Origin of the sequence: Dissulfurimicrobium hydrothermale (genome assembly GCF_022026155.1) — a bacterium.
GTDB classification, from domain to species: Bacteria; Desulfobacterota; Dissulfuribacteria; order Dissulfuribacterales; family Sh68; genus Dissulfurimicrobium; species Dissulfurimicrobium hydrothermale.
Window position 1 is genome coordinate 559,476 of record NZ_CP085041.1, and the last position, 22,697, is coordinate 582,172.

The 22,697-nt window shown below is 51.9% G+C and carries 19 protein-coding genes and 3 pseudogenes; 14 read left to right on the forward strand and 8 right to left on the reverse strand.

The features are described 5' to 3' along the window. Window positions 1–27: 27 nt before the first annotated feature. From LGS26_RS02635 to glnA, 7 genes and pseudogenes are all read left to right on the forward strand, one after another. Window positions 28–1,687, forward strand: a pseudogene (locus tag LGS26_RS02635) (ammonium transporter). Window positions 1,688–1,702: 15 nt separating this feature from the next. Beyond that, window positions 1,703–2,042, forward strand: a pseudogene (locus LGS26_RS02640) (P-II family nitrogen regulator). Window positions 2,043–2,103: 61 nt separating this feature from the next. Beyond that, window positions 2,104–3,153, forward strand: coding sequence for a DUF1646 family protein (locus tag LGS26_RS02645; RefSeq protein ID WP_237889115.1), 1,050 nt, complete (start codon window positions 2,104–2,106; stop codon window positions 3,151–3,153). Between the two features lie 153 nt (window positions 3,154–3,306). Continuing rightward, on the forward strand, window positions 3,307–4,521 hold the full coding sequence (locus tag LGS26_RS02650; protein ID WP_237889116.1) for an ammonium transporter: 1,215 nt from the start codon (window positions 3,307–3,309) through the stop codon (window positions 4,519–4,521). Window positions 4,522–4,583: 62 nt separating this feature from the next. Then, a complete protein-coding gene (locus LGS26_RS02655; RefSeq protein WP_237889117.1) occupies window positions 4,584–4,922 on the forward strand; it encodes a P-II family nitrogen regulator in 339 nt (112 codons plus the stop codon). A 201-nt stretch (window positions 4,923–5,123) separates the two neighbouring features. Further along, a pseudogene (locus LGS26_RS02660) lies at window positions 5,124–6,351 on the forward strand (ammonium transporter). Window positions 6,352–6,400: 49 nt separating this feature from the next. Continuing rightward, the gene (gene glnA, locus LGS26_RS02665) at window positions 6,401–7,729 is read left to right on the forward strand and encodes a type I glutamate--ammonia ligase (RefSeq protein WP_237889118.1); all 1,329 of its coding nucleotides are present in this window, start codon (window positions 6,401–6,403) and stop codon (window positions 7,727–7,729) included. A gap of 199 nt (window positions 7,730–7,928) precedes the next feature. On the opposite strand, the gene LGS26_RS02670 is transcribed toward glnA, so the two are convergent. The 4 genes from LGS26_RS02670 to LGS26_RS02685 form a co-directional block, all read right to left on the reverse strand. Continuing rightward, window positions 7,929–10,589 (reverse strand): CBS domain-containing protein, encoded by a 2,661-nt coding sequence (locus tag LGS26_RS02670; RefSeq protein ID WP_237889119.1) that lies wholly within the window; start codon window positions 10,587–10,589, stop codon window positions 7,929–7,931. 123 nt (window positions 10,590–10,712) lie between these two features. Then, window positions 10,713–11,168 carry a universal stress protein gene (locus tag LGS26_RS02675; RefSeq protein WP_237889120.1) on the reverse strand — a complete coding sequence of 152 codons (456 nt, stop codon included), beginning with the start codon at window positions 11,166–11,168 and terminating at the stop codon, window positions 10,713–10,715. A gap of 172 nt (window positions 11,169–11,340) precedes the next feature. Beyond that, window positions 11,341–12,360 (reverse strand): putative Ig domain-containing protein, encoded by a 1,020-nt coding sequence (locus tag LGS26_RS02680; protein ID WP_237889121.1) that lies wholly within the window; start codon window positions 12,358–12,360, stop codon window positions 11,341–11,343. A 75-nt stretch (window positions 12,361–12,435) separates the two neighbouring features. Beyond that, window positions 12,436–12,789 (reverse strand): DUF488 domain-containing protein, encoded by a 354-nt coding sequence (locus tag LGS26_RS02685; protein WP_237889122.1) that lies wholly within the window; start codon window positions 12,787–12,789, stop codon window positions 12,436–12,438. Window positions 12,790–12,909: 120 nt separating this feature from the next. On the opposite strand from LGS26_RS02685, the gene aroA reads away from it, so the two are divergent. The 5 genes from aroA to LGS26_RS02710 are packed head-to-tail and all read left to right on the forward strand — an operon-like array spanning window position 12,910 to window position 16,898. Then, window positions 12,910–14,184, forward strand: a complete 1,275-nt coding sequence (aroA, locus tag LGS26_RS02690; RefSeq protein WP_237889123.1) for a 3-phosphoshikimate 1-carboxyvinyltransferase — start codon at window positions 12,910–12,912, stop codon at window positions 14,182–14,184. A 3-nt stretch (window positions 14,185–14,187) separates the two neighbouring features. Next, on the forward strand, window positions 14,188–14,718 hold the full coding sequence (locus LGS26_RS02695; RefSeq protein WP_237889124.1) for a shikimate kinase: 531 nt from the start codon (window positions 14,188–14,190) through the stop codon (window positions 14,716–14,718). Window positions 14,719–14,722: 4 nt separating this feature from the next. Then, a complete protein-coding gene (gene aroC / locus LGS26_RS02700) occupies window positions 14,723–15,781 on the forward strand; it encodes a chorismate synthase (RefSeq protein WP_237889125.1) in 1,059 nt (352 codons plus the stop codon). Continuing rightward, window positions 15,778–16,599, forward strand: a complete 822-nt coding sequence (locus tag LGS26_RS02705; RefSeq protein WP_237889126.1) for a prephenate dehydrogenase/arogenate dehydrogenase family protein — start codon at window positions 15,778–15,780, stop codon at window positions 16,597–16,599. Before aroC ends, LGS26_RS02705 begins: the two co-directional genes overlap by 4 nt. Next, a complete protein-coding gene (locus tag LGS26_RS02710; protein ID WP_237889127.1) occupies window positions 16,599–16,898 on the forward strand; it encodes a DUF167 domain-containing protein in 300 nt (99 codons plus the stop codon). Before LGS26_RS02705 ends, LGS26_RS02710 begins: the two co-directional genes overlap by 1 nt. Before the next feature lie 182 nt (window positions 16,899–17,080). Here the strand turns inward: LGS26_RS02710 and LGS26_RS02715 are convergent, their stop codons facing one another. Continuing rightward, entirely contained in the window at window positions 17,081–18,103 is a 1,023-nt protein-coding gene (locus LGS26_RS02715; RefSeq protein ID WP_237889128.1) for a hypothetical protein, read from the reverse strand. Window positions 18,104–18,280: 177 nt separating this feature from the next. Between LGS26_RS02715 and LGS26_RS02720 the strand changes: the two genes are divergently transcribed. Together LGS26_RS02720 and selD are read left to right on the forward strand one after the other, a co-directional pair. Then, entirely contained in the window at window positions 18,281–18,778 is a 498-nt protein-coding gene (locus tag LGS26_RS02720; RefSeq protein WP_237889129.1) for an HAD family hydrolase, read from the forward strand. 16 nt (window positions 18,779–18,794) lie between these two features. After that, window positions 18,795–19,844, forward strand: a complete 1,050-nt coding sequence (gene selD / locus LGS26_RS02725) for a selenide, water dikinase SelD (protein WP_237889130.1) — start codon at window positions 18,795–18,797, stop codon at window positions 19,842–19,844. A 67-nt stretch (window positions 19,845–19,911) separates the two neighbouring features. Here selD and LGS26_RS02730 read toward each other — a convergent pair whose 3' ends face one another. Genes LGS26_RS02730 through cysS form a run of 3 tightly spaced genes read right to left on the reverse strand, consistent with a single transcriptional unit; the run spans window position 19,912 to window position 22,665 of the window. Then, entirely contained in the window at window positions 19,912–20,418 is a 507-nt protein-coding gene (locus LGS26_RS02730) for a TlpA disulfide reductase family protein (RefSeq protein WP_237889131.1), read from the reverse strand. Next, entirely contained in the window at window positions 20,399–21,181 is a 783-nt protein-coding gene (locus LGS26_RS02735) for a creatininase family protein (RefSeq protein WP_330873319.1), read from the reverse strand. Before LGS26_RS02735 ends, LGS26_RS02730 begins: the two co-directional genes overlap by 20 nt. Next, window positions 21,178–22,665, reverse strand: coding sequence for a cysteine--tRNA ligase (cysS, locus tag LGS26_RS02740; protein ID WP_237889132.1), 1,488 nt, complete (start codon window positions 22,663–22,665; stop codon window positions 21,178–21,180). Before cysS ends, LGS26_RS02735 begins: the two co-directional genes overlap by 4 nt. Window positions 22,666–22,697 lie beyond the last annotated feature (32 nt).

The window sequence follows — 22,697 nt, forward strand, 5'->3', positions numbered from 1 at the left end:
CAAATTCATTAAATCTGGAGAATATAAATGAAACGATTATCAGGTATATTAATTTTGGCGATTTTTTTGGTATGTGTGGCAGGTATATCCTCTGCCGATGAAGGCATTCAACAGCCTGGCCCTGCCCCATCCAGCCTGCCTGAACCATCGCAACTGGCTCAACCAGCAGCGGCATCTCCTGCCGCTCCCGTGGCCAAGGCCGATCCGTCTGGCGCCAGCATCGGCGGGGCATCGGATGTGATCGGTGCAAGTTTAGGCGCCCCGACTGCGGATGATCTCAAGACCCTTGGGCCGAAGGAGCCCCTTGCGGCAAAACTGGCGGACGTGACCGGGCACAACAGGATCGCGATAAATTTTGTCTGGACCCTGATCTGCGGCTTTCTGGTCATGTTCATGCAGGCAGGTTTTGCGATGGCCGAGACGGGCTTCACGCAGGCCAAAAATGCAGGGCACACCATGGCGATGAATTTCATGATTTACGTCATAGGGATGCTCGGCTACTGGTTATGCGGTTTTGCGCTCCAGATGGGTGGTGTGGGGGGGCGTTGCCACACTGGGCGGCGCAGGGACATTAAACGGCGAGTTTGTAGTCCATCTTTTTGGCAAAGACTTCGGACTATTCGGGACAAAGGGGTTTTTCCTCTCTGGAGATACCTATGACGCCGCTGTCTTTACTTTATTTCTTTTTCAGATGGTCTTTATGGATACGACAGCGACCATACCCACAGGCGCAATGGCCGAGCGGTGGACATTTAAATCGTTCGTTGTCTATGGTTTTTTTATCGCTATGTTTGTCTATCCGCTTTATGCCAACTGGGTGTGGGGCGGCGGCTGGCTGTCCCAACTTGGCAAAAATTTCGGCCTAGGCCATGGTACGCTCGACTTTGCCGGTTCATCGGTTGTCCATATGACAGGTGGTATGGCGGCGCTTGCAGGCGCAATCGTTCTGGGCCCCAGACTCGGCAAATTCAGGGCTGATGGAAGGCCGAACGCCATCCCTGGCCATCATATTCCGATGGCGATAGTCGGGTGTTTTATCCTCGCCTTCGGGTGGTTTGGATTCAATGCAGGCTCTTCGCTCGCAGGTGGAGACCTGAGAATCGGTGTAATAGCTGTAAATACCATGCTGGCGTCGGCGGCAGGGGCGTTTTCCTCAATGCTGTACATGTGGATATTCTATGGAAAGCCTGACATATCCATGTCGGCAAACGGGTTGCTTGCAGCACTGGTCGCGATTACAGCGCCCTGCGCCTTTGTAAATTCTGTTTCAGCGGTGATTATAGGGGCGATCGCAGGGGTGCTTCTCTGTATAAGCGTATTCTTTGTAGAACGTGTCATGAAGGTTGATGACCCGGTGGGGGCCATATCTGTACACGGGGTCAATGGCGCATGGGGACTTCTGTCCCTGGGTCTGTTCGCTGACGGCACCTATGGCGACGGGCTTAATGGCATAACCGGCGCTGTAAAAGGTCTTTTTTATGGGGATGCATTGCAGTTTGTCGCGCAGGTCGCGGGTGTTATCACAAATGCGGTGTTTGTATTCGTTATGATGTTTGTATTCTTTAAATTGCTTGACAAGATAATCCCCCTGAGGGTCTCTCGGGAGCTGGAGATTGAAGGTCTCGACCAGGCCGAGGTGGCTGTCAGGGCCTATCCTGACTTTGCGATCCGTGAAACCAACAGGTAATTGAGGAGACAGTCCATGAAAAAGGTAGAAGCGATAATAAAACCGTTCAAGCTTGATGAGGTCAAGGATGCCCTTAATGGCATAGGGATTCAGGGCATGACAGTGACCGAGGTCAAGGGTTTTGGCAGGCAAAAAGGCCACATGGAGCTTTACAGGGGGGGCGGAATATGATATTTCCTTTCTCCCGAAGATAAAAATAGAGGTGCTTATTCCGGATAACATGCTGGACAAGGTGCTCTCTGCGATTGAAAGGTCCGCAAAGACCGACCAGATCGGAGACGGCAAGATTTTTGTCTATTCACTTGATAATGTTATAAGAATACGTACAGGCGAGATCGGAGAGACGGCGATCTGACGGCTTAATCTCAATTTTTTGAGGGTGGGGTTGATCCCTGCCCTCAAAAATAAGGATGCACATGATCAATTATATTCTTCTGGCCTGTTTTTCCATCATCCTTTTTTTGCCCCTCCTGGTCAAAAGGATCGAACACAATATCGAGCTTTTCCTCTTTGTCATGGCGGTCGCCGCTGTCACCTCTTCACATCTTGTTGGCCCTGAGCCTGCCTGGAGCCTTAAGCTCCTTGAGTTATCCCTTACGGAGCCCATAAAGATCTCTCTGGCGACGCTTGTCTTCGGTTTCCTTTTCAGGGTGTTTCAGGAGACCATTAAAAAAAGAATAGCATATCTCGAAGAGCGGATGGGCCCCAGGTTTTTTGCATTTATAACTATATTTTCTCTGGGGATGATATCGAGCGTCATCACCGCGATAATCGCCGCACTGATACTCTGTGAGATAGTAAGCGCACTGAACCTTGATAAAAAATACGAGACAATCTTTACAATCCTTGCCTGTTTCTCAATAGGCATGGGTGCGGTGCTTACCCCCATAGGAGAGCCGCTTTCCACAATAGCGATGGCGAAACTCCATGGCGGGGCGTATGACGTGGGGTTTTTGTTTCTTTTAAGACTTATCGGGGCATATATCATCCCAGGGATGCTTTTTATCGCCCTTCTCGGTGGGCTTCTTCGGGGTAAAGAGGTCGAACGGCCCGAGAGCCTGTCGGAGTTTTACGCAGAATCTTACAGGATTATCGCGTTAAGGGCGGCAAAGGTCTATCTCTTTGTCATGTCATTGATACTGCTGGGCGCTGGATTCAAACCCCTTATCGATGCCTATATCACCAAAATGCCGGGACGAGTGCTCTATTGGGTCAACATGTCTTCCGCCGTCCTTGATAACGCCACGCTTGCAGCCGCGGAACTAAGCCCTCATATGGACATCGGACAGATAAAAGGGGTCATGATGGGCCTGATAATATCAGGCGGTATGCTGATACCAGGCAATATCCCAAACATTATCTCCGCGTCAAAGCTTGGGATATCGAGCAGGGCATGGGCGGTTATAGGCGTCCCGATAGGCCTGTTCATGATGGGGGCCTATTATCTGGTCCTTTATTTTAGTTGATCAAGATTAAAAATTTACAATTTTGTATTTTATACAATACAAAATTGTAATTAATTTATATCTTTTGCTTTTTTATTTTTAAAAAACAGTTAATTAAACATCGGCATAGCGCTTGCATCATCATAACAACAACAAAAATAAGGAGGATTTTTTGTGAATTCAGGTGATACGGCGTTTATGTTGATTGCATCTGCCCTTGTCATGTTTATGACCCCGGGGCTTGCCATGTTTTATGGCGGGCTCGTACGTTCCAAAAACGTACTGGGGACCATCATGCAAAGTTTTATAAGCCTGGGGATAGTCTCTATTATATGGGTCCTTTACGGCTATTCGCTTGCGTTCGGCCCGGATGTATCCGGTCTTATAGGAAACTTTGACCTTGCGTTTCTAAACGGCGTGGGGCTTAAACCCGGGCCATATGCAGCAACCATCCCGGGTCTCCTCTACTGTGCATTCCAGCTCATGTTCGCGATCATCACCCCTGCGCTTATAACCGGGGCCTTTGCGGAGCGGATGAAGTTTTCAGCCTTTGTCGCCTTTACCATCCTTTGGACTACATTTGTATATCTGCCCGTGTGTCACTGGGTCTGGGGAGGGGGCTGGCTTGGGAAGCTTGGCGCCCTTGACTTTGCGGGCGGTACGGTCATACACCTGAACTCAGGCGTGGCGGCGCTTGTCGCGGCCATCATGCTCGGCAGGAGAAAGGGCTATGGCAGAGACTCCTTCCTACCCCATAACCTCCCCATGACCATCCTGGGCGCCGGGATACTCTGGTTTGGCTGGTTCGGTTTCAATGCCGGAAGCGCGCTGTCGGCCGGTGAGACGGCTGTGGTCGCATTCTTTAGCACGCAGGTTGCGACAGGCGCAGCGGCGCTCTCCTGGATCATGGTCGAGCGCATGATGCATGGGAAGTCCACCACCCTTGGGGCGGCCTCAGGGGCGGTGGCGGGTCTTGTGGCCATAACGCCCGCAGCGGGTTTTGTGGGGCCGGTGTCGGCTGTCATTATAGGGCTTGTGGCAGGTCTGATATGTTACATGGCGGTAATCGCTAAGTCCAGATTCGGCTATGACGACGCCCTTGACGTAGTGGGTGTGCATGGCGTGGGCGGTCTCTGGGGCGCCCTTGCTACAGGGCTTTTCGCCTCAAAGGTCATGAACCCGGCCGGCTCGGACGGCCTTTTCTTCGGGAATCCTCACCAGTTTCTGGTGCAGGGCATCGCCGCTGGCTCGGCCATTTTGTATTCACTCGTTCTGACCTTTGTAATCCTCAAGGTGATAGATATCATCATAGGATTGAGGGTCAATGAAGAAGATGAGGTGCAGGGGCTTGATCTTTCGCAGCACAGTGAGGTTGGCTATTCACTCTGATTTGATGTATAAATTTTAAAGGTCGCGTGGCGCAAACTCATTAATAAGATCAGGAGGAATAGATGAAAAAGATCGAGGCAATTATCAAGCCCTTTAAGCTTGACGATGTAAAGGATGCCTTAAATTCAATAGGTATAAAGGGTATGACCATATCGGAGGTAAAGGGTTACGGCCGTCAAAAAGGGCAAAAAGAGATATATCGTGGGGCCGAATACATGGTGAACTTCATCCCCAAGGTAAAGCTTGAGATAGTGGTTACCGACTCCGAGGCGGAAGATGTGGTAAAAAAGATCTGTGAGGCGGCATATACAGGCAATATCGGCGACGGCAAGATATTTGTCCTGCCCATTGAGGAAGTAGTCAGGGTCAGGACGGGCGAACGTGGTGAAAAGGCTGTTTGACAAAATTGTCATATAATTTCAATTTTGAAGAAAAATTTTATACAAAAATGAAATTTTTTGTACAAAAAAAAGAGGTTGGTCAATAACTTATTGAATAAACAAGAAATTAAAATAAAAATTATATTGGCATGCGATTTGCTTCTATCCTGCGAATAGTGTGCAATTTTTACAAAAATGTAATTATTCGTAAGGATAAACTAAATGGCGCAGATCCAAACAGGCGATACGGCCTTCATGTTGGTGTCGGCAGCGCTGGTTTTGTTGATGATACCCGGATTGGCTCTGTTTTATGGGGGCATGGTGCGCGGCAAGAATGTGCTTGGCACCATGATGCAGAGTCTAATCATGATCTCTGTGGTCAGTTTGGAGTGGGTCTATTTTGGATACAGCATGTCCTTCGGGCCTGACATCAAAGGTCTCATTGGTAGCCTTTCATGGTTTGGACTGAGTGGCGTTGGGGCGGCTCCAAATCCTGATTACGCCCCGACTATCCCTCAGGCCCTGTTCATGATCTACCAGTGCATGTTCGCGATCATCACCCCTGCGCTTATAACCGGGGTCTTTGCAGAGCGGGTGCGTTTCGCCCCTTTTCTGGTATTCAGCCTGCTTTGGGCCGTTCTGGTCTATAACCCGGTTTGTCACTGGGTCTGGGGTTCGGGTGGATGGCTTAAGTCGATGGGCGTTTTGGATTTGCAGGTGGGCTTGTGGTGCATTTGAGTTCAGGGGCCGCTGCCCTTGCAGGGGCCATTGTAACTGGGAGGCGCAGGGGCTATGGGACGCAGGCGTTAATGCCTCATAACCTGCCCATGACGCTTATGGGGATGGGGCTTTTGTGGTTCGGTTGGTTTGGTTTTAACGCAGGGAGCGCCTTTGCGGCAAACGGCGTGGCGGCATCCGCCTTTGTAGCGACACATCTTGCAGGGATGGCCGGTATGGCCATGTGGGTGGCGGTGGAATGGCGGCATCGCGGCAAGCCCACCACCCTGGGCGCGGCGTCATGGGCCGTGGCGGGTCTTGCCACAGTGACGCCCGCAGCTGGTTTTGTCAGTCCTGGGTCCGCCGTGCTTATCGGCCTTGCCGCCGGTGTATGCTGTTATTTTGCCGTGGCGCTCAAGCCGAGGTTTGGTTTTATGATGACAGCCTTGATGTGGTCGGGATACACGGGCTTGGGGGCGTAATCGGCACCCTTTGCGTCGGGTTGTTTGCATCAAAGGCCGTAAATCCGGCCGGGGCGGACGGCCTGTTCGCCGGCAATGCCGGATTCCTTGCAATACAGATAGCCGCCATAGCCGTGGTTGCATTTTATGCCTTTACAGTGAGCCTGATATTGTTTAAGGCTATAGACGGTATTATGGGTCTAAGATTGGCCGATTCTGCCGAGATAGAGGGGCTCGACCTGAGCGAGCACAGTGAGACGGCCTATAGCTAAAGATTTTCTATTAAGTTTAGATAATACAAAAAACCTAAGGAGCAGGAAAATGACCAGAGACGAGATAATGAAATTGGTGGAAGAGGAAAACGTTCATTTCTTCAGGTTGCAGTTCTGTGACATCTTCGGTTTTATGAAAAATGTCGCCATTCCCAGGAGCCAGATCGGAAAGGCCCTGGATGGGGACATCATGTTTGACGGCTCATCCATTGATGGTTTTGTCAGGATCCAGGAATCAGACATGTATCTCAAACCTGATTACGATACGTTTCGTATCCTGCCCTGGCGTACAAAGGACGGGGTGGCCGCCGCAAGGATCATCTGCGATGTATATAAATCTGACGGGACCCCGTTTGAAGGCTGCCCCCGTGTAAACTTGAAGAGGGTCATGGAAGGCGCCAAGAAGGCGGGCTACACGCTTAATGTCGGGACGGAACTGGAGTTTTTCTTCTTTAATCTGGACGATTGTGGCAACCCGACCATAGAGACCCAGGATGTGGCGAACTACTTCAGCGTTGATCCCGAGGACTATGGCAGCGACTGCCGCAGGGAGATCATACATACCCTTGAAAGCATGGGTTTTGAGATAGAGGCCTCTCACCACGAGGTGGCTGAGGGTCAGCATGAGATAAACTTCAAATATGCGGACGCCCTGACCTGTGCGGACAATACCGTGACCTTCAAATGGGTCGTAAAGAACATCGCGAGAAGACATGGGCTTCATGCCACCTTCATGCCGAAGCCTGTATTCGGCATAAACGGATCTGGTATGCACACCAATCAGTCGTTGTTCAATCTGGATGGGACCAATGCCTTTTTTGACCCGAAGGCGCCACTTCAATTGAGCGAGACGGCCAGGCATTACATCGCGGGCCTCATGAAGAACGCAAGGGGTTTTGCAGCCATCACAAATCCGCTTGTGAATTCATACAAGAGGCTTGTCCCTGGTTATGAGGCGCCGGTCTATGTGGCGTGGTCAGCGGCCAACAGGAGCGCCCTTATCCGGATTCCGGCTGCCCGCGGCCTTTCCACAAGGTGCGAGCTCAGGTGTCCTGATCCGACCTGCAACCCTTATCTCGCCTTTGCCATGATGCTCAATTCCGGACTTGACGGCGTTAAAAACAAGCTCACACCGCCTGATTCCGTCGATGTAAACATCTTCAAGATGACCGATCAAGAGAAAGAGGCCGCAAAGATCGTGAGCATGCCGAGCTCGCTCAAAGAGGCGTTGGAGGAGCTTAAGGCCAATCCCATCGCCAAGGCAACGTTAGGCGACCACATCTATGAAAAATACATAGAGGCCAAGGAAAAAGAGTGGGATAGCTTCAGGATAGCCGTCACGGATTGGGAGCATAAAAATTATCTGAGCATCTACTAAAAATCTTGCCGTTTGGCTGCCTCGTTGCCGTCATCATCGGACGCCTTCTCGGGATCCGGCATGGGAAACACATAAAGTCTTCGGAATGACAACCTCCGCGAGGCAGTCAAGAGATACGGTTGGGCCAACGTTAACAATAAATGGCGCGGATGACCGCGCCATTTATTGTTAATTTCATTGAGCCATCTATCTCCTGAAGTCATGGGGCATAGCCATCTATCTCGCCTTTTGTAGTTTTGCCCATCGGGCAGGCAAACTCCTTCGCTACAAATTCCATCTCATCTTCTTTAGTCTCCACCTTGCCATCCAGCCTTGCCATCAGCAACCTATTTAAGATCTCCTTGAACGCCGGGCCCGGAACAAGGCCCATTGCCTTGAGGTCGTCCCCCTTAAGTATCGGGGTTTTATCCATGAGCGAGGTTATAAAGTGCGAGATGTATTCTTTTATAGCATCATCTTTGGCCCTCGCCATCATGTAGATCAGGTGTTCAAGATCCAGCGGCTTTAAGATCGAATAGATAAGGCTCGGCCTCGGCTCGGATATCTCAGCGAGGCGCCATGCCGCGTTTCTCACAGCTGCAAATCCGTTGGTAAGGAGCGCCCTTTCCCGGCCGGCAAGCCCGAGCCTGTCTGCGACCTGTGCAACCTCCTCCAGTTTAAGACCTTCACACAAAGAAAGCATATAGACAATCCATTTCCTCGGTTTTTCGGGTTTAAACAAGAGGTCATACCATGCCAGGACCTCGTAAAGCCTAACAAGTAGGCCAAGGATGGGCCCCGTCAGTCTGAGGCCAGGGTGTATGACGCCTAGGAGCCCGAACTCCTGGGCCCTTTGCAGCGCCGGTCTAGGGTCAGCCTCATTTAGGATGAGCTTGAGCTCGTTTGAGATGCGCTTGCCGGACAGTTCTTTAAAGATATTCAGGCGGACGGCGTTTTCGATAAGTTTCAGCGTATGCCTTCCTATTTTGAATCCATACCGCTGTTCAAATCTTATGGCCCTAAAGACCCTTGTAGGGTCTTCTACGAGGCTCAGGCTGTGCAGGACCCTTATGGTCTTTTCTTTCAGGTCCCTCTGTCCCCCGAAGAAGTCTATGAGCATGCCGAATTCCTTTGGGTTCAACTTTATCGCCATGGCATTTATCGTAAAATCACGCCGATAGAGGTCGAGTTTTATTGAAGACAGCTCTACGGTCGGCAGGGCGGCCGGGTATTCGTAGTATTCCCAGCGGGCAGTCGCCACATCTACCTTGAAGCCGTCCGGGAATATGATCACTGCGGTCTGAAACTTTTCGTGGGCCCGTACCCTTGCCGAAAATCGTTCTGCAAGGCGTTTGGCGAATGCTATGCCGTTTCCTTCCACCACGAGATCTACATCCGTATTTGGGAGGCGCAGGAGCAGATCTCTTACAAAGCCGCCTGCAACATAGACCTGGAAGCCCTCCCTTTCAGCCGTCTCCCCGGCGGCCATGAGGATGTCCAGTATATTTTTGCTGCATTCGCCGTGTAGAAGCGATGAGACGTTTCTGTCCTGCCATCTCTCTTCGATGAGCGGTTCAGGCCTTCGAGAGGGATCACCGCTCAATATCTGCAGGAGATCCGTCCTGGTTATCACGCCCGTTATCTTTTTATCCTGAACCACGGGTAGAAATCTTTGGCGTTTTTCTACTATCAGCTCTTTGACACGGCCGAGGGTTTCATTGGGACCTATCGTCTCGAAGTCGGTGGTCATGTATTCCTTGGCTGGTTGGGCTGCAAGACCGTGATAAATGGCCTTTTCGACCGTCCTTCGCGAGATGAGGCCCAGCACTTTGTCCTCTTGAACTACAGGAACCACGCTTATGCCATAGCGTGTAAGGGTGTCGTGGATGTCATAGATAGGCGTCTCGGGCGTTACAGAAAGCGCCGGACAGGACATTATGTCCCTTACCAATGGCTCAGCGCCGAGCTGTCTGTATATCTCCGAGATAAGCCGTTCCTCTGTCTCTGTTAGTGTCGCGCCTTTGACTGAGGCGGATGCGGCCATCGGGTGCCCGCCGCCTCGGAGCGGCTTCAATATCTCGCCTACATTGACCTTTGGGTCGCGGCTCCTGCCGACGATAAGGGCATGATCCTCCATGAGCGCCATCAGGAAGAGGACATTGAGGCCCTTCATGTCCATAAGTTCATGCGCAAGGACAGATAGGTCTTCAATATATCGCGGCGCAGTCGCCTTTGCGATGGTTATCGGGATGCCGGCTATTGTGTAGTTGACGGCGGTGGTCAATAGTTCATCCATCAAGGCTATATGTTCCGGGGTGAGCTTGTGGGCCAAGGTCTCTCTGACCACGTTCAGATCGGCGCCCATTTCAAGGAGCCAGGAGGCGGCTTTCAGGTCGTCTTGTGTGGTGGATTGGAAGGTGAAAGACCCTGTGTCTTCATAGATACCAAGTGCCAGGAATGTGGCCTCGCAAGGTGTGATCCTGATCCTGTGCCTCCTGAGAAGCGTGGCCATTAAGGTGGTGTTCGCCCCAACAGGCTTAAAATACGTCTTATCCGCCGCTATGTCGTCCCTGGAGTGTGGATGATGGTCATAGGTGTGTATCGTTACATCGGATCTGTCCAAGAGGTTTGAAAATACGCCGATTCTGGCCCTCTGCCGTGTGTCCACCACGACAAGGAGCTCTATTTTATTGAGATCTATGTCTTTCAAGGCGGTTGTGTCAGGAAAGCATCCGCCTGATTTGAGCAAAACCTCCCTGAGTCCCCGTTCCTGTGAACCGGGGAACACGATTCTGGCCCCTGGATAGAGCTTGCTTGCGGCCAGACAGGATGCCGCGGCGTCAAAATCAGCGTTGATATGGGTGGTGATGACCGTGGTCACATGTCTATGGACCGATTCGCAACAGGGGGCATGTGGGTTTGGGCTGCAGCGGCCGGCTCGCGTGATGATGGAGACGGGTTGGCGTTTTCTTGCAAGCCCGTCTCCGGGCCAGCCGGCATCCGGTTAGGATTTGATCTTGAATGGATTTATTGTAAGGACAGGGCAGGCTGCATGTTTGACCACGCCCTCGGCTACACTCCCAAATACAGCCTTTTCGAGGCCCTTTCTCCCATGGGTCCCCATGATAATCAGGTCCACCCCTTTTTCGACCGCAAATTTATTGATCTCTTCGATTATATCACCCATCAGTATCATGTAATCGATGTCTTTGTAATCTTGTAAGTTTTCGGTCATGAAGTGCTCCATAGCCGCCCGCGACCCCTCCATGACCTCCTTTTCAAAGGAACTCCACCATGCAGATCCGAGCTCGAAGCCGCTGAATTCATCAGGGCCCCTGACTACATGAATAAGGGTGATGTGTGCGGCGAATGCCCTTGCAAAGTGTTTTACATAAGGCAAGACCTTTTTTGAATTCTCCGTAAAGTCAACCGGGAAAAGTATCTTCTTGACCTCTACCATCGGACGCCTCCTTAGTATTTTCTATAGATTCAGATCCTCTTTATTGTTTTTACAGGTATACCGGCGGTCATGTCAAGCTTGTTATTCTCCAATGGGATGTTGAAGAGGACGGGCGAGATCCGCGGAAATAGCGTCTGTGGTCTTTTATGCGCGGCTATTTCAACCGCAAAAATTAAATACATTGCCAGCAAGTTATGCTTCCACAGGGGCTTTGGTGACAAGGAGAAAGACAGTTTTTTTTACATTGCCCATAATTGTCATAATAGTTGGGGCCGCAATCGCTACAGCTAGTGGGCCCCCCACCACCACCGGAAGGATTGATTGTAATTGACAGTGTCGTTGTAGCATATCTATATTGGTTGGCTGTCGGCTGGACACATGGGATATGCTGTTGCCCATCGTCGCTGTCGCAGGCCTGGACCGTTACTGGATAGCTGCCTGGTTGTGTCGGCGTGCCTGAAATAACGCCGGTTTTCTGGTCCAGTCTCAAACCCGCCGGCAATACCGGACAAGTCCATGTAAATGGAGGTGTTCCATTCGCAGCCGCCAGTGTTACGTTTTGATATGGTTGGTTCACAGTCCCCATGGGGAGAGACCAGGTTGTAATAGTGAAGGGCTGGCATATCTGCCCCCTGATTGTGTCGATATCTGCATACATGACTATGTCGTCGTAGTCACCTCCGGCGGGGCACGCAGGCACGGACGGGAATCCTGGATATGAAACCGCCCCTGAATCGCCCTGTTGGTATATGTAAAACGGCGATGCTGCGCCCGTTTGGTTACACCTGTTTTCACCGTTGGCAATCAGGATGAAGGCCACCTTGTCTTTTGTGATCGCCGTGCCATTGGAGGCGTCGTTGACCGTGAGATATGTGCCGGTGGACGTGCAGAGGTCTGTACCTGTCCATATATAGTAATTCAAGGGGTTGCCGTAACTGTCGGAGGTCTTGACCCCGAGCTGGGTGAATTGTGTTGTAGTGGGCAGCCTCTTGTTCTGCGCCGCATAGCCCATGACGGCCTCGTAGGCGGTCTTGACCGTCTCCCTGGTCTCCATGAGCTTCGCCCTCTTGGTGAGCGGTCCTATCATGCTTGCCCCTATACCTATGAGCAGCCCTATGATCACAAGGACGACGGCCATCTCGATAAGTGTAAAGCCCCTGCAAAGACTGCCGCGATTAATGGTCAATGACATCGCAACCCCCGAGCCTTTAGGCCTTTTTGTTTTTTATCGGCATTCCGCTTGGTTAACGTTAGTTAACATCCCTTCTTATGCCTGCATCTGCCCGATGAGTTCCATGAGCACAGCAGCGTTGTTGTGTTTCGTGTCTTTTGCTGCAAATATAAGGGTTATTCCCTCTTTATTCGCATCCATCCTAAGCCTTTTGAGCACATCCCGTTTCTGCTTGAGTTCCTCGATATATCTCTCTTTAAATTCAGCCCATCTGGAGGGGTCATGGGAAAACCATTTTCTCAGTTCATTGCTGGGAGCGATGTCTTTCAGCCACTCGTCAATCGCTGCACTGTATTTTTTTATGCCGCGCGGCCATAGCCTGTCTACAAGGATCCTCTTGCCGTCATCCGCTGAGACAGGGTCGTACACCCTCTTAATCTTTATCTTCATTTAAGCCTCCTTGTTTTCCCCGGTCGGCCGCGTGTGTCAGGCGGAGAAATTGAAACTTGCGCCTTGCAAGCACCAACAATTATAGTTTAATCTTAAAAAAAATAAAAATAAAGGCAAGCAATGGCAGGACATATCGAAATTACGCCTGTTTCATCGTCTTTTTCGTCAGAGGTCAGGGTGCCGGGCTCGAAGAGCATCACGCAGCGGGCCCTCATAGCCGCCGCCTTGGCCAAGGGCCGCAGCAGGCTTGCTGATCCGCTTGACAGCGAAGACACGCGGCTTTTGAGAGAGGCCTTGAGGGCGCTCGGGGTAAGGATAAAAGAGGTTGGAGAGGTCTGGGTTGTAGACGGGACCGGCGGAGAGGTTGTGCCTTGCGCCAATGAACTCTATCTCGGCAACAATGGAACTGGCATACGTTTTTTGGCCTCGTTCGCGGCGCTTGGTAAGGGCGTCTACAGGCTTACTGGCTCAAGGCGCATGGAAGAACGCCCGATAGGACCCCTGCTCGACGCCCTGAACGTCTGGGGCGCTGAGGCGCGGAGCATAAACGGCACAGGTTGTCCGCCGGTGGAGATAAGGGCGAAAGGCCTAGAAGGCGGTGCAGTCAGGCTCTCTGCCGCCAAGAGCAGTCAGTTTCTCTCATCCCTGCTGCTGATCGGACCGTATGCTCGGACGCCGGCCGTAATCGAGCTTGCAGGCCCTTTGGTCTCAAGGCCGTATGTGGACATGACCATTGCCGTGATGTCCTCATTCGGCGTGGATGTCTTGGAGACGGATGGGCGTTTTTTAATCCCGCAAGGGGGTTATCGCGCGGCTGATTATCAGGTCGAAGGGGACGCGTCGAGTGCATCCTATTTTTGGGCTGCAGCGGCCGTTACGGGCGGGCGGGTAAGGGTCTTGAATATCCATGAGCATTCATTGCAGGGGGACGCCTGGTTTGCAGACGTCCTTGGCAGGATGGGCTGCAGGGTGGAGAAGGGCTCTAATGGTGTGACTGTCGAGGGTCCGGCTGACGGCGCGCTGCTGCCGGTTGAGATAGACATGGTGAAGATGCCCGACGTGGTGCCGACCCTTGCTGTCACCGCGGCGTTTGCAAAGGGTGTGACGCACATAAAAAATGTGGCCCACCTGCGCATCAAGGAGACGGATAGGATAAGGGCCGTTGCAGCAGGGCTCGCCAGGCTCGGCGTCAGGGTTGAAGAGCTCCCGGACGGGCTCATCATACACGGAGGTGGATCCATGCACGGCGCAGGCATTGAGACCTATGACGACCATCGCATCGCCATGGCCTTTGCCGTCGCCGGGTTAAAGGTCAAGGGCGTTGTCATCGAGGACCCTGATTGTGTGGCCAAGTCGTTTCCATCCTTCTGGGAGCTTTGGAAGGACCTCTATTGAAAAATGGTGCAAAAGGTCTTTCTCATAGGTTATCGCGGGGTCGGCAAGAGCAGCGTCGGACATGCACTCTCTCGGGTCCTCGGCTGGGATTTTTGGGACCTTGATGAGCGGATCGTTGCTGAACAAGGGGTTTCGATCAAGGAGATAGTCAAGGGCCGTGGATGGAGATATTTCAGAGAGAGAGAACGGGATGCCCTTGCGGAGGCCGCGGATCAAGCCAGGAATCTTGTCGTGGCATGTGGCGGCGGTGCGGTGATGCATGATGCTGTATGGCCTTTGATCAAGGAAAATGCCGTAGTGGTTTGGCTCAAGGCCGGGATCGAGACGATCCTCAGGAGGCTTGAGGCCGACCCCGCGACAGAGGCATCAAGGCCGGCGCTGGCGGCAGGATGGTCGCTTGAGGACGAGATAAAAGAGACACTCTGCACAAGGACACCCCTTTATAGAAGGTGGGCAGACATCTCTATAGATACGGACGGCAGGTCTCCAGATGAGATAGCTAGAGAAATAATGAATAAAATTATAAGGGTTTAAGGCTATGGCTGGGAATACGTTTGGTGAGGTCTTCAGGATAATGACCTGGGGAGAGTCCCACGGCCCTGCGATCGGTGTGGTAGTGGACGGGTGTCCGCCTAGACTCCCCTTGACTGAGGCTGCGATACAGGAGGCGTTGGATAAGCGGCGGCCAGGAAAGGGTGGTGTAATTGAGAGCCCAAGGAAGGAAATGGACCGGGTAGAGATACTTTCCGGTGTCTTTGAAGGTCTTACCACAGGGACGCCTATCTCGCTTTTCATAAGAAATGAAGACGCAAGAAGTGCGGCTTATGATAAACTCAAAGACGTCTTCAGACCCGGTCATGGTGACTACACCTATTTCAAAAAATACGGCATAAGGGATCATCGTGGCGGCGGCAGGGCCTCAGGGAGGGAGACCGCGGCAAGGGTGGCTGCAGGGGCCGTTGCCCAGGCGGTATTGGATACAGCGGGAATAGAGGTGACGGCGTATACGGTATGTCTCGGTGGCGTGTGGGCCGAAAGGCGTGATCTCCGGGCGGCCGAGCAGAACCGGCTCTTCTGTCCTGACCATGAGGCCTCTGTCAGGATGGAAGAGCGAGTGGCGGATGCGCGTTCAAGAGGCGACTCGGTAGGCGGGATTGTGGAGGTGAGTGTGCGCAACTGCCCGTCTGGTTTGGGGGAACCGGTGTTTGATAAGCTCGATGCGGATCTTGCCAAGGCGCTTATGTCCATAGGGGCGGTAAAGGGTGTAGAGATAGGGTCTGGTTTTAGGGCTGCCTTAATGCTCGGTTCGGAGAACAACGATCAGATAGGCCCTGATGGGTTCTTGTCAAACAATTCCGGCGGTATACTTGCAGGCATCTCAAATGGAGACGAGATCGTATGTCGTGCGGCGGTAAAGCCGATACCTTCCATTTCAATGACCCAAAAGACCATAGACACAGGCGCAAGGCCAGTCGATATAATCATCGGCGGACGCCATGATGCATCGGCTATCCCAAGGATAGTGCCTGTATGCCAGGCCATGGTCAGGATCGTGCTTGCGGATCATCTCCTGCGGCTGAGGGCGATACGGGCATGAGCGGCGGTTGCGGGTCCAAGGTCTCTCCTTTGGTCGGTATCATAGGGGGCCATGGCCGTATGGGCAGGTGGTTTGAAAGGTTTTTCAAGGGGGCTGGCCTGACCGTTCTCCTCTCTGACCTGGACGGCGGTCTTGACCCTGAGGAGATTGCGAGACGCTGCGATGTTGTCGTGCTATCAGTGCCCATGACGACCTTTGACGATGTCGTAAGGCGGGTGGGGCCCATCCTGGGACCAGATGCCTTTTTGACCGACCTATGTTCGCTCAAGGAGCGGCAAGTGGCCCTGATGCTTGAATATACTCAAGCGGAGACGGTTGGAACGCATCCGCTCTTTGGTCCATCCGAGGAGTCGATAGCCGGTAGAAGGGTCGCGCTCTGCCCAGGCAGGGGCAGGAGGTGGTTGGGTTGGTGGGAGGGGCTCTTGAGGGCCCATGGGGCATTGGTCCGCGTGGTCGACGCGGCGTTGCATGACAGGGCCATGGCCTGGGTCCAGGCCCTTAATCACCTTCTTGTCATGAGTCTTGGAATGGCGCTTATGGAAGATGGGATAGATCCTGGAGATATCCTGGACCTCTCAACTCCGAGTTTCGAGCAGCAGCTTAAGGTGCTGGCGAGACTTTCGCAGCAGGACCCCAGGCTTTACGCCCATATCCAGATGGCCAACCCATATTCGGCTGATGCGCTTGAGAGGTTTTTCAGAAAGGCGGAAGGGCTTCGCAGGATCATCGACAACAAGGACTGGGATGCCTTTACAAAGACCTTTGAAGAGTTGCAGGGATTGGGCTCAATCCTTTGCGGACGTATCCAAATTCAATAGTGAAGACATCTGGTTACATTAGGGAGGTCCAAGGAGAAGGCGTAATCATTAGCCTTCATGTACAACCAAGGGCATCGGTTACGTCTTTTGCCGGGGTATTCGGTGAAGCGCTAAAGCTCAAGGTCAAATCTCCGCCGGTTGACGGTGCGGCCAACGAGGAATGCCGGAGGTTTCTTGCCAGCCTGTTCAAAGTCGGAAGGAGCGATGTAAAGCTTAAGGCTGGCGCCGGGTCAAGGGACAAGATCTTTTTGATAAAAGGGATCAGTTTAGACGACGCCTTGACCCGCCTTGCCGGATAATCCTGTTTCTCAATTAAGCGTTAACTTTTGTCGGTTGCGGTGTAAGGTCGTCCAGCATGCCACATGCCCCCGGCACAGGTGGCTGGGCTGGCGTTCCTGCAAGGCGGACGGTCCTCGCCCCGGTCTTGTAGGGGCCATGCGGGCAAGGGATGCTGTCTGGCAGGCGGTTGTGCATGTAGCGTTCAATAGAGATAAAAAGACCATCCAGTCTGGCCGTTATGTCCCGGGGTCGGCGGACATCCGCCGGACGCTTTTAGGAGCAATTCGTCGAAGGAGACCCTGGGATACAGGCTCAGACCAATGATAGGCCCGCATTCCATGCCGTTAATAAGGCCGTCCCAGAGTCCGGAAAGCCTTAAGGCATCCTGTTTGAGCCGGTCGGCAACCCCTTCGGCCCCATCTCGCAGTCCTTCCGTCGTCTCTTTTGTCAGTAAAGAAACGGCCGCGGCCAGGTCTTCGAGTCCTTTTTTAATCTCGGGCCGTGCACTGACATCGATTGATGGATCAATTGGAAGCTTCAGGGCCAAGAGGTCTATGGCTGGTGTTCCGGTCAATGACTCATATGCCTTGTCCATGAGGTCCTTTACGTCTATGCCGATGCCTACAGGCGATACCCCTTCGAGGTTGGCCCTTGTCCAGAGCTCAGACCATGCTGCAAGGCGCTTTGAGGGTATTGAAACCGTCACCGTGGTTGCAAGGGGTCTTTGGGCCATCTTGTCAGGTCCGGTCCCTCGGCCGATGGCTGGTTCGCCGAGGAGTATGTCCTTGAGCACCATCTCCTTTGTCTTGAGCCTTACAAGTGACTCTTCCGCCTCATCTTCATTGCGGTCGTGGTTGTGGGCAAGCCTTAAAAGGATTTGGGCCTTAAGGAGCGGGTCCTTCCTGCTTTTTTTTAAGGAGGTTATGATCTCAGGTATGGATTCGCTGTCAAGGAGACCTCCAAGGTTTATGGCCTCAAGGTCTACATCTCTTGCCCAGCTTGTAATCGACCTTATGAACCCATTAAACCATTGGAGCCTGTCACCTAGCGGGCATGGCGAGATATAAGACAATTTCATGCTGCTCGGGTCCGACGAAGCGGAAAATGGCATACAGTCCTCGGCCGGGATGATTGCCGTGAGCCTGCTGAACATGCGTGAGAGATGTCCCTTTAGATTGAAGCCGAGATATGTCACCGGATATACGACACCATGCATTTGATTCATAGATGACCACCTTTTGAGGGTTCGATTTTATATAATGAAATAATAAAGTAGAGTTGAACAAAAGAACAGTCTTTTGAATACATCGGCTGGCATCGGTATAGAAACCCTTTACTTTTTAATATTTTTCGGGTTATCCTTATAAGGAAACTAAGTTGGATTAGGGGGGGCGCCAGAGCAATGGTTCATACAAAATCAATCGAAGTGGACCTTCCGTGTGGGGTGTTTTATAATCTGCAAAATATCCTGCTGGACATGAACGGTACCATGACCGTCGACGGTAAATGGATAGATGGCGTTGAAGGGAGATTGAAAGACATCTCCAAGCTCCTTAATGTCTATATCCTGTCCGCCGACACCAATCAGACCATGGAGGAGCTCACAAAAGACTTGGTCAATGATGGTATTGTAAAGGCGTACCGTCTTGAACCCGGCCGAGGGGATATCCAGAAACTCGAATTTTTAAGGGACCTCGGGCGGGAAAATACAGTGGCCATAGGAAACGGCTGTAACGACGTCCTAATGTTGAGGGATGCGGCGCTGGGGATCTGCGTAATAGGCCAGGAAGGGGCATCCGTAAGCGCAATCATGTCGAGCAAGATGGTGGTGTTGAATATCTGCGACGCCTTCGACTTGTTTTTAAAACCGAGCCGTCTTATAGCGACCCTTAGAAAATAGACCTCATCATGATACAATGACGCAACAGGAAAGTGCCTTGCTAACAAGCAGGGTTGCGGCCTCTGGGTGAGCATCCAAGATAGGTCCGGGTGACCTTCAAGACATCCTGGGGGTGCTGCCCTTGTCTATCCATCCCGATCTCCTCCTTGGCCGTGAGATGGCCTCCGATGCCGGCGTATTCAGGATCAGTGATGAGATTGCAATAGTCCAATCTGTGGATTTTTTTACGCCGATAGTCGACGATCCTTACGAATTCGGTCAGATCGCCGCCGCGAATTCGTTCAGCGATCTGTATGCCATGGGGGCTCGGCCCCTTACGGCCATGAATATAGTCTGCTTTCCGAGCAAGGAGGTTCCGAAGGAAGTCCTTAAAAAGATACTCCTCGGTGGTATCGACAAGATACATGAGGCAGGTGCGGTACTCCTGGGTGGGCACAGCGTGGAGGATCCTGAACCGAAATACGGGCTTGCCGTGACCGGGATCGTCCAGCCTGGGCATTTTATAACCAAGGCAGGGGCTGGGGCTGGAGACAGGCTGATTCTTACAAAGCCCCTTGGGACCGGCATCCTGGCGACTGTGCTTAAGGCCGGGCTGCTGCCGAACGATCTGTACAAAAAGTTGGTCGATATAATGAAGACCCTGAATCGTGAGGCCAGTGAGGCCATGATGGAGATAGGGGTCTCTGCGGCCACGGACATAACAGGCTTCGGTCTCGTCGGCCATGCCCTTGAGATGGCCGAGGCGAGCGGCGCCAGGCTTGTGATAGACGTCCACAAGGTACCCCATATACCGGAGGCAATCACATATCTCATGCAGGGCTTTGTCCCCGAAGGTGATTATGCCAACAGGAATTTCTGCGAGAAAAAGATAAAAATAGATGCAGGGGTGGAAGAAGGGCTTATTGAGCTCCTTTTTGACGCGCAGACATCAGGCGGTCTTTTGATAGCCGTGCCGGAGGAGAAGACGGAGGAGCTGATCGTCCGTCTCTCCGGCAAAAGGCTTGAGTGGTGCAGGGATATAGGCCGTGTTGAAGAAGGTCCGCCTGCTGTAGTCATCAGACCATAGATGGTTTTTGGTTGGCGACTTCTTGCGACGCTATCAATTTTTATTTTTCACGGCGTTATCAAGAATATCATTTCTGGTTGAGGGCCTTTAAGATGACCGGCTCGATTTCATCTTGTGTAACCATGCCGGTGTAGCTCTTCACGATCTTTTGCTCCCTATCGATTATAAACGTGGCAGGCAGGGCGTAGATGTCGCCGTAGTCCTTTAAGACCTTCGTATTTGCGATCAAAATAGGATAATTGACCTTCATGGCCTTGACAAAGGATGGCAGGACCTCTTGCCAGTCTTCATCAACAGAGATCCCTATGACATTGAATCCTTTTGACGCGTATTTGTTTTGAAGCGCTATAAAATCGGGCATCTCGGCCCTGCACGGCGGGCAGTATGTAGCCCAAAAGTTTAAGAGCACCACTTTTCCCTTGAAGTCCGACAGGCTCACCTTTTTGTTTTCGAGGTTTAACAGGGTGAAATCAGGGGCCTTTACAGGGTTTGCCATACCCCGGCAGGCTGAAACATGCACAATTGCGACCAAGAAAAAAAATACTGTAAGTAACTTAATAGAGATCTTTTTCATCTTTTTCCTCTTCATTAAAAGATTCTAGTTTATCTACAAGCTCCACAAGGAGCTCGGTTTCTTTTTTTAGTATGGTTTCCCCTTTTTCCCTAGAGGCCTTGGCTGGATTGCCCCAGATCCCCCCTGGCCAGAAGGCCCTCTTGTTTCTAACCAGGATTGAATGTGGGAATATTGGATATTCTTCAGGGCTTGTCCCTTTTATCTGCCATGGGCGCAGGAACTCCATTAGCGAGGTCTCGACCTCGCCTGCATGAGAGTCATTTTTTGTCTCGACCAGGCCGTCTGCAATCATGGCGACCAGGTCAAGCACAGTGAGCACTGCCACCTTAGCCTCTTTGAGGCGCCCGAGTATCTCCTCGCCTGCATCGAGCAGCGCGGCCATATGGGTTTTGCCAGCATGGCCTGATATAAGGACGAAATTCCTGAGCCCGTGTTGGTAAAGCGATGTCACGATCTCTATGGTTAAGATTTTAACCGTTGCACCCGAAATAGTGACGGTTCCAGGGTGTCTACCAGTGCTTTTACATAGGCCATACCAGATCGGCGGGGCTACAAAAATAGGCCGCACTTTACATGCCTCTTTTGCAAGTTCATAGACATGGGCAGTATCGGTGCCAAGGGGCAGATGGGCCCCGTGTTCCTCAACAGAGCCAAAGGGCACGATGACCGTCCTGGTCTTTGAGAGCCCTTGGACAAAGGCTGGCATGGTGATCTCCTCAAGAAGCATGGCGTCAAGTGTAATTCCGTATAAAAGACTTGTCAACCAAAGGATTTTATGGCCCAGCGGGTCCCTTCCGGCGTATCTTTGAGCATAATGCCCTTTGCCTCAAGCCCCTTTCTGATCCTGTCCGCAGCAGCCCAGTCTTTTTTAGCCCTGGCAGCAGTCCTTTCTTCTATTGCGCTCAATATCTCCTCTTCTGTAAGGCCGAATCTTTTAAGACCTTCCAGATTCCTGGCATTTATATAGGCATCTGGCTCTTCCTCTAGGACCCCAAGGATATGTGAGGCATTCAGGATCACCCCTATCCCGGCCTCCAATTCCTTTGTGCACAATATCGACGGTGTCCTTTCACACTCCTTTGCCAGGCGGTTTAGCGCCCTAACCGCCTCAAACAAATAGCCCATGGCCTGCGCTGTGTTGAAGTCATCGTCCATGGCCTGATCAAATCTTTCCGGCAGGGCCCTTAGGCTCTTTACGGCATCTTCTGCGACGTCGCTTAAAGGGCGCATTTTTTTTGTAGCCTTTGTAGCTCTTGATGCCTTGTTTTTTGCCTCGCAGATGGTGTTATAGCACCTATCCAACGCGGCCTCCATCTCGTTCAAGGCCTCTTCACTGTAATCAAGAGGACTCCTGTAGTGTTTGGACAGGAGAAAGAGGCGCAGGGCCTCAGGACTGTGTGTCTTTAAGATCTCGTGGATGGTAATAAAATTGCCGAGCGATTTTGACATTTTTTCGCCGTTTATGGTGACAAATCCATTGTGAATCCAATAGCGCACAAAGGTCTTGCCGGTTGCGGCCTCCGACTGGGCTATCTCATTTTCGTGGTGCGGAAATATGAGATCAAGCCCGCCGCCGTGGATATCAAGGGTGGGTCCAAGGTATTTCATGCCCATGGCAGAACACTCGATGTGCCAGCCTGGGCGTCCAGCCCCCCATGGAGACTGCCACGAAGGTTCCCCTGGTTTCGCTGCCTTCCAGAGGGCGAAGTCGAGTGGGTCTTTTTTGCGTTCACCTATAGCCACCCTTGCCCCTGAAACCAGTTCTTCTATATTCCTTCCGGAAAGCGCGCCGTAGGCCGGGAAATGGCGCACAGAAAAATAGACGTCTCCGTCAGCTTCATAGGCGTATTCCTTTGAGATGAGGGTCTCGATAAGCCTTACAATCTCTTTGATGTGTTCGGTGGCCCTTGGCTCAAAGCTGGCCGGCATTACCTTGAGCCTTGCCATGTCTTCATAAAAATGTCTGATCTCACGCTCTGAGAGTTCGGAGGATGAGATCCCTTCTTCATTCGCCCTCTTTATGATCTTGTCGTCTATGTCTGTGAAATTTCGTACAAAATGGACTTTATAGCCCTTATGTTGAAGATAGCGCACAAAGGCGTCGAAGACCACGGCAGATCTTGCATGTCCAATGTGGCAACGGTCATATGTGGTGACACCGCAGACATACATCTTTACATGCCCTGGTTCCATCGGCTCAAACGGCTCCTTTTTGCGGGTCAACGTATTATAGATTTTAAGGTCCATCGAGGATCTCCCTGTAATTTTTCAACTAAGGA

Excerpts from the sequence above, each read along its gene's own strand:
- LGS26_RS02645 (WP_237889115.1), top strand. The coding sequence starts at position 2,104 with ATGATCAATTATATTCTTCTGGCCTGTTTTTCCATCATCCTTTTTTTG.
- LGS26_RS02655 (WP_237889117.1), top strand. The coding sequence starts at position 4,584 with ATGAAAAAGATCGAGGCAATTATCAAGCCCTTTAAGCTTGACGATGTA.
- glnA (WP_237889118.1), top strand. The coding sequence starts at position 6,401 with ATGACCAGAGACGAGATAATGAAATTGGTGGAAGAGGAAAACGTTCAT.
- LGS26_RS02675 (WP_237889120.1), bottom strand. The coding sequence starts at position 11,168 with ATGGTAGAGGTCAAGAAGATACTTTTCCCGGTTGACTTTACGGAGAAT.
- LGS26_RS02680 (WP_237889121.1), bottom strand. The coding sequence starts at position 12,360 with ATGTCATTGACCATTAATCGCGGCAGTCTTTGCAGGGGCTTTACACTT.
- LGS26_RS02685 (WP_237889122.1), bottom strand. The coding sequence starts at position 12,789 with ATGAAGATAAAGATTAAGAGGGTGTACGACCCTGTCTCAGCGGATGAC.
- aroA (WP_237889123.1), top strand. The coding sequence starts at position 12,910 with ATGGCAGGACATATCGAAATTACGCCTGTTTCATCGTCTTTTTCGTCA.
- LGS26_RS02695 (WP_237889124.1), top strand. The coding sequence starts at position 14,188 with ATGGTGCAAAAGGTCTTTCTCATAGGTTATCGCGGGGTCGGCAAGAGC.
- aroC (WP_237889125.1), top strand. The coding sequence starts at position 14,723 with ATGGCTGGGAATACGTTTGGTGAGGTCTTCAGGATAATGACCTGGGGA.
- LGS26_RS02705 (WP_237889126.1), top strand. The coding sequence starts at position 15,778 with ATGAGCGGCGGTTGCGGGTCCAAGGTCTCTCCTTTGGTCGGTATCATA.
- LGS26_RS02715 (WP_237889128.1), bottom strand. The coding sequence starts at position 18,103 with ATGAATCAAATGCATGGTGTCGTATATCCGGTGACATATCTCGGCTTC.
- LGS26_RS02720 (WP_237889129.1), top strand. The coding sequence starts at position 18,281 with ATGGTTCATACAAAATCAATCGAAGTGGACCTTCCGTGTGGGGTGTTT.
- LGS26_RS02730 (WP_237889131.1), bottom strand. The coding sequence starts at position 20,418 with ATGAAAAAGATCTCTATTAAGTTACTTACAGTATTTTTTTTCTTGGTC.
- cysS (WP_237889132.1), bottom strand. The coding sequence starts at position 22,665 with ATGGACCTTAAAATCTATAATACGTTGACCCGCAAAAAGGAGCCGTTT.